Consider the following 6086-nt stretch of genomic DNA (forward strand, 5'->3'; position numbering starts at 1 on the left):
GCTTCGCGTAGCCTTGACAAACCAAGCCCTCGCAACTCACCCATCCGTACAGGATATCCGCTACAATCGAGGCTAAACCGCTCCTCCGTGGCAACATTAGCCTATCACTCAAAAATTAACCTGTCTTATAAAGCTTGAAAACGTAGGTCACCATAAGAAATTTAACTTGAAGATTCATACCAAATATGAAAATTCATACCAAATATTTAGCTCATATCACTTTAATAATAAAGCAGATTGCATTACAATGTAATGGTATTAACTGTAAATTAGGAGCAAATCATGGGTCACAGTAACTTTAATATGCGCCTTGATGACGACTTAAAAGCCAGCGCCTACCCAGTACTCGAGCAATACGGCTTAACACCTACTCAAGCCGTTAGAATGTTTCTCAATGAGATTGCGCAAACCAAAAAAATACCGCTATCACTCGACTGGGCAAGCGATACGCCTAGCTATGCGCCAAATTTAGAGACCGCAAAAGCGATTAGCGAAGGACGTGAAGACTACCAAGCAGGACGGTTAGACGGGTATAAAACTGATGAATTAACTAAATAAAATCTATAAACTTACCAGTGAAACATCTTCAAAAGCTACTGAATTATCGGGCATTGCATTCAAAATCTGTCTGTCATTAGTCACTAATGTACACCCCAACACTTCAGCCGTGGCCACAATAATGCTGTCAGGTAACTTGAGTTTTTTCAGTCGACGTATATTGATGGTTTGTAATTTAATGCTTTGGGTAATGGTATGCGTTTGAAATTGTGCCAGTATTTGCTTAAGATGTTGCTCATCGTCAGTAGATAAGTTGGCATAAGATAACAGTTCTAGCTCTGTAATGACAGAGATATGATGCTTTTGCGGCGTAATAAAGACACCTGTTTGATTGGCATGAATTAAAGCATTGGTATCAAAAATATATGATACCATCACCACGCATCTCTAATATCGTTTTGCCATTGTACAGGGTCTGCGATACTATCAAACGCCTTGATTTTATGTTGACCCAAATTAAATTTAGTCGGTTGCCCATCTGTTATATCATGCACATTAATCTTAACAGTCGGTAGAGCTTGCCCCTCATCTGTAAGATATGGCTGATTATGTAGATTTTTAATGTTTAAAGTCAATTGCATACTAATAGAGTCAACACCTACATGTTGCAGATCACCCAATATATTTGGGATGAACAATCCGCCATCTTTAATAATTGCTTTGTATTGCATCTTATCACCTGCTTTAAGTTTAGTTTAGTCGTTGATGTTATTATAGCAGTCATACAAATTTTTAGCGAAATTGAAATATTAATCAAAACTTAGTCCCACCCAAGAGACCAAAATGAGCAACCACTTCTACAATATGGTAACTGGCAATACCGAAACAGATGCACCCAACGAGCCAACTTCTGATGCTATCAATCAAAGTCATGACGACAATGTAGACAACTTCTCAGCAGAGCAAGAAGCCAATAACACAGTCGATCCTCAGGGTGACACTACAAGCAGCACCACGTCAGACCTGATGCCAGAGAACGCAAAACGAGTCCTTGTACATCTAATGCGTCACGGTGTTATCTTTCATGCACAAAAGCCTAATCTCTACACCGAGCTATGCCAACATCAAGTGCCCATTCGTCGTCATTTGTCCGAAGTCTATCTCAACCTAGTGCTAGATGAGCGTCAAGGCGTAGCATTTATCGCCCGTCCTGATAGCGACATGACCCACAATGCTATTAACAACACTGACGCTAATATCAGTGGTATTAATAAGATTCAGAACGGCAAACTTGCCTCCGAACTAGACATCGAAACAGGCATCGAAGCTGATGATGATAATACGCCTTCACTCATTACCAAACGTACCTTGTCGCTATACGATACCCTAATCCTATTGGTACTACGCAAATACTATCAAGAGCGTGAAGCCAGCGGTGAGCAAAAGATCATCATTGATATTGAGCGTCTGTCCTCCCTGCTCACCCCATTTTTACCGCTTACCGACCACGCCAGCAAAGACCAAAAAAAGCTGGTTGCTCGTCTTAAGGAATTAAGCCGTCGCCACCTGCTTACCAGTGTGCGTGGTACAGATGAACGCTATGAAATCACACCACTTATTCGCTACGTGGTCAATGCCGACTTTTTAGAAAGTATGCTCGGTGAATACATGCGCCTTGTCAAAGAAACCACAGGTGATAACTTTGAAGACGATATTGATGACGATGACAATATGGACGATGTAGATGATAATATCGCTAAAAACACCAAAAGTGACTTACAAAACAACGATAATCGAAATAGCCCTAACAAAAACAATCAAGACAAAAATATTGAAAATAATGACAACCCAAAGCATACGCTACCAGACGACCCGCAAGCTGATTTATTTGGTTAGTAAATTTAATAAATACATCCCTAGCTTTTCCTTTTTAAAATGAAAGGAAGTTGCAAGTCCCCCTTTTCCAAAGGGGGATTTAGGGCGATTGAAAAGTACAAACAGGAAACACCCCATGCCAACCGCAACTGCCCACAATATAAGCAACACTAGCAACCTAAACTTAGTCCCGCAAAGCCAAATACGCCTTGCCAAGCTGTCTTTATTTAACTGGGGCTCGTTTCATGGATTGCATCATGCCAACATTGACCCCGAGGGCACACTCATCACAGGCGACAATGGCTCTGGCAAATCCACCTTGATTGATGGGTTAATGGCACTGCTTATGCCAGCAGGCAGGGCAACCTTTAACGTTGCCGCCGCCCAAAATGACAAAAGCGACCGCTCCTTAATCACCTATATGCGAGGCAGTTTTGGCTCGGCACACGATGGCGCAAATACCAGAGTCAAAAGTAAACGTGACAAAGGCGTTATCACAGGTTTGTCTGCCGATTATGTCAGTGACGATGGCAACAAAATCACTCTACTTGCACTATTTTGGACAACGCTGGCAAGTAATGCCCTAAGTGATGTCAAACGCTTATACGTGGTAGCACAAAAAGAGTTGCCACTTGCTGACGTACTCGACCACTTTGCCCAAGGCAACGTACGCAAACTCAAGCAATGGCTTGGTTCACAGCCTGAAGTAACTTGTTGTGATGACAACTTTAGTGACTACCAACAGCTCTACCGCCGTATGCTGTACATGGACAACCCCAATGCACCAGCCCTGCTATCTCGTGCATTGGGTCTTAAAAAAATTGACGACCTTACCGATCTGATTCGTACCTTGGTATTAGAGCCCTCGAGCGTGCGTGACGATGCCAAAGAAATCGTTAAAGAATTTGCCGACCTTGTTGCCATTCACAGCCGTTTGCAAGATGCCAAAGAGCAAGTCACCCATCTTGAGCGCCTGCCCGAACTGGCTCAAAACATCGCCAGCACCGAGCAAATCATCAACGAGCTCAAGGCACAAAAATCTGCCTTGCCTATCTACTTTGCCGAGCAGTATGCCCTGCTCTATACACAAAAATGTGAAGAAATCACCCAAGAGCTTGTCAGCCTTGAGCGTGAACTTAATGCGCTACAACAACAAGAAATCGATGCAGGTGACACCGTACAACTACGCCGTGACGAATACATGAAGTTGGGCGGAAACCGCATCGATAGCCTAAAAAAAGACATTCAATCTACTAAAGATTCGCTCACTCGCATTAACGATAGTGCCAGCCGTTATCAAACTCTCTGCCGTGAACTTAACATCGATACCAGCTTAGATGAGGCAAGCTTCGATCAAAACTTAGTGCAAGCAGTGGACTCTGAAGCGACGCTTAGCCAACAAAAACAAGACAGCGAACGCCAATTTGGGGACAGTGCTATTGCCTTAAATGACATCCAAAAAAAGCATCAAGACATCCAACAAGAAATCACCGCCCTTAAAAATCAGCCCAACTCCAACATTCCGCCCAAATTTGTACAACTCAAAGACAACATCAGCCAAAGCCTAGACATCGACCCTGATACTCTAATGTTTATTGGCGAGCTTATCGACATAAAAGATGAAGAACAGCACTGGCAAGGCGCAATCGAGCGGGCACTTGGCGGACTCAAAACCACTCTACTCGTTCCTCAAGCCAGCTATTCACTCATCACCAAATGGCTTAACGCTCAGCACACAGGGCTACACGTGCGAGTACAAGTGGTCGCAAATCAGCACGCCACTAATCATACCCATACCGAATTTAAAACCGATGGTTATTTGCGCAAACTTAAATGGCGCACCCACACTTATCGAGATTGGCTCAAGCAGTTTTTAAATCGCCATGACCTACGCTGTGTGGAGAATACCGCACAACTGGACAACACCCCGTTTTCTATGACCCAGCAAGGGCTAATCCACAAAGAAAAAGGACGCTTTGATAAAAAAGATTTGCAACACATCGACGACCGTCGTCATTGGCAACTTGGGTTTAGCAACAAAGCCAAACTTGACCTATTGCAAGCGGATGAACAAACCCTTAAAGCCGAGCTAAAAGACTTTAGCAAGCGCTGGGAGCAAGCCCGAGATGCCATGAATGACGTTGGCAAACAGCTGACCCTTTGGGCGCAGTTGCAACAATTCACATGGGAAAACATCAACGTCCCTTACTGGCAACAAAAGCTTGAGCGTGAACAACAAGAATTAGACGCCATCAAAAATGCCCAAGGCGACCTAAAGCAAGCCGAGCTGCGCTGGGAGGTCGCCAAAGATGAACTGGCAAAAATATCTAAGCAAATTATCGCTCTTAACACTCAAAAAGGCGCAAAAGAACAAGAGCTTAAAGTCAATCGCAAACACCTTGAAGACAGCCAAACCATCATTAAAAACGGTCACAACCAAGGGCTAATAAACGATGACATCCGTAAGCAACTAGACACCATCATCTACAAAGCTGGCAACAAAACTGGCAAAAATACACTCATCACCCTTGATGACACTACGCTACAAACCCAAACCAACCAACGTTTAGAAGATGACATCAGCCTCAACGACACTAGGCTAAACCGTAACAAAAACAGTGCCATCGGCATCATGAGTAGCTTTAAAGCCAAACCGCAATGGCAAGCTTACACCGTAGAATGGGCAACGGGACTTGACGGACTTAGCGACCATATTGAACACCTCACCCAGCTTAATGAGGAGGGTTTACCCGAACTATTAGACGAATTCAAACAACGCCTTAATAAGCACGCTACCCAATCGCTGGCACGCCTGCGCAACCGCCTGATGACCGTGCACGATGAGATCCGAGGACGCATCGACCACATCAATAACGTACTCAAAAAGACCGAATTTCGTCAAAACTCACACCTCAAACTAAGCCTAAAGCGTGAAAACTACCCCCAAGTCACCGCCTTTGACCAAACTCTCAACCAAGCACTAAGTGCAGTAAACGACAACGACCACGAAAAACGCTTCTACCTACTCAAGCAAGTCATCGACATTCTCGACAAAGCCACCGCCAGCGCCTCAGCAAACACGTTAGAGAGCCTACGCCTGCTCGACCCCCGCTACCAGCTCGCCTTTTATGCCGAAGAAATCGACATCGATACCCAAGACGTCTTAGACGTACTTAGCTCCTCCAGCGGAAAATCTGGGGGCGAAAAAGAATCCTTTGCAGGCATGATTGTCGCTGCCAGCCTCGCCTATGTGCTCACCCCAGACGGCGCAGACAAACCCATTTACAGCACCGTATTTTTGGACGAGGCCTTCTCTAACACTGCCGAGCAAGTCAGTCGCCGTGTGCTCAAAGTCTTCAAAAAACTCCACATCCACGTCAACCTTATCACCCCCTTCAAAAACCTCAACCTTGCTCGAGACTCTGCCCGCAGTCTACTGATTGCCGAGCGCAACCAACAACATCATGAAAGCAGTCTTTGCGAAGTCACTTGGGAAGAAATAGACAATATTATGGCTAAAAAAAACACCGACCAACTGGCACAAGATGGCATTCGGTTAGGTTAAGTTTAGGTGGGATTTATCTTGGGGCTTTTGGAGCTAATCTCGCTTTCCGCTACTATCTGCACAGACGTGTGAGGCGATGGCTAAGGTTTGTCAAGTCTCTTGCTTCGCGTAGCCTTGACAAACCAAGCCCTCGCAACTCACCCATCCG

Annotated in this window: 5 protein-coding genes; 3 read left to right on the plus strand and 2 right to left on the minus strand. The window is 44.7% G+C overall.

The genetic code is table 11. The features are described from left to right. Positions 1–282: 282 nt before the first annotated feature. Positions 283–558 carry a type II toxin-antitoxin system RelB/DinJ family antitoxin gene (locus H140_RS0113375; RefSeq protein WP_019674150.1) on the plus strand — a complete coding sequence of 92 codons (276 nt, stop codon included), beginning with the start codon at positions 283–285 and terminating at the stop codon, positions 556–558. 3 nt (positions 559–561) lie between these two features. On the opposite strand, the gene H140_RS0113380 is transcribed toward H140_RS0113375, so the two are convergent. After that, positions 562–933 carry a type II toxin-antitoxin system VapC family toxin gene (locus H140_RS0113380; RefSeq protein WP_019674151.1) on the minus strand — a complete coding sequence of 124 codons (372 nt, stop codon included), beginning with the start codon at positions 931–933 and terminating at the stop codon, positions 562–564. Continuing rightward, positions 933–1229: a hypothetical protein gene (locus H140_RS0113385; protein WP_019674152.1), complete on the minus strand. Its 297-nt coding sequence runs from the start codon at positions 1227–1229 to the stop codon at positions 933–935. Before H140_RS0113385 ends, H140_RS0113380 begins: the two co-directional genes overlap by 1 nt. A gap of 112 nt (positions 1230–1341) precedes the next feature. Here H140_RS0113385 and H140_RS14785 point away from each other — a divergent pair, with 112 nt between their 5' ends. Both H140_RS14785 and H140_RS0113395 read left to right on the plus strand, forming a co-directional pair. After that, a complete protein-coding gene (locus H140_RS14785) occupies positions 1342–2394 on the plus strand; it encodes a DUF4194 domain-containing protein (protein WP_019674153.1) in 1053 nt (350 codons plus the stop codon). Between the two features lie 115 nt (positions 2395–2509). Further along, positions 2510–5938, plus strand: coding sequence for an ATP-binding protein (locus H140_RS0113395; protein WP_019674154.1), 3429 nt, complete (start codon positions 2510–2512; stop codon positions 5936–5938). The last annotated feature ends 148 nt before the right edge of the window (positions 5939–6086 follow it).

The sequence above is a fragment of the Psychrobacter lutiphocae DSM 21542 genome (genome assembly GCF_000382145.1).
Lineage (GTDB): Bacteria > Pseudomonadota > Gammaproteobacteria > Pseudomonadales > Moraxellaceae > Psychrobacter > Psychrobacter lutiphocae.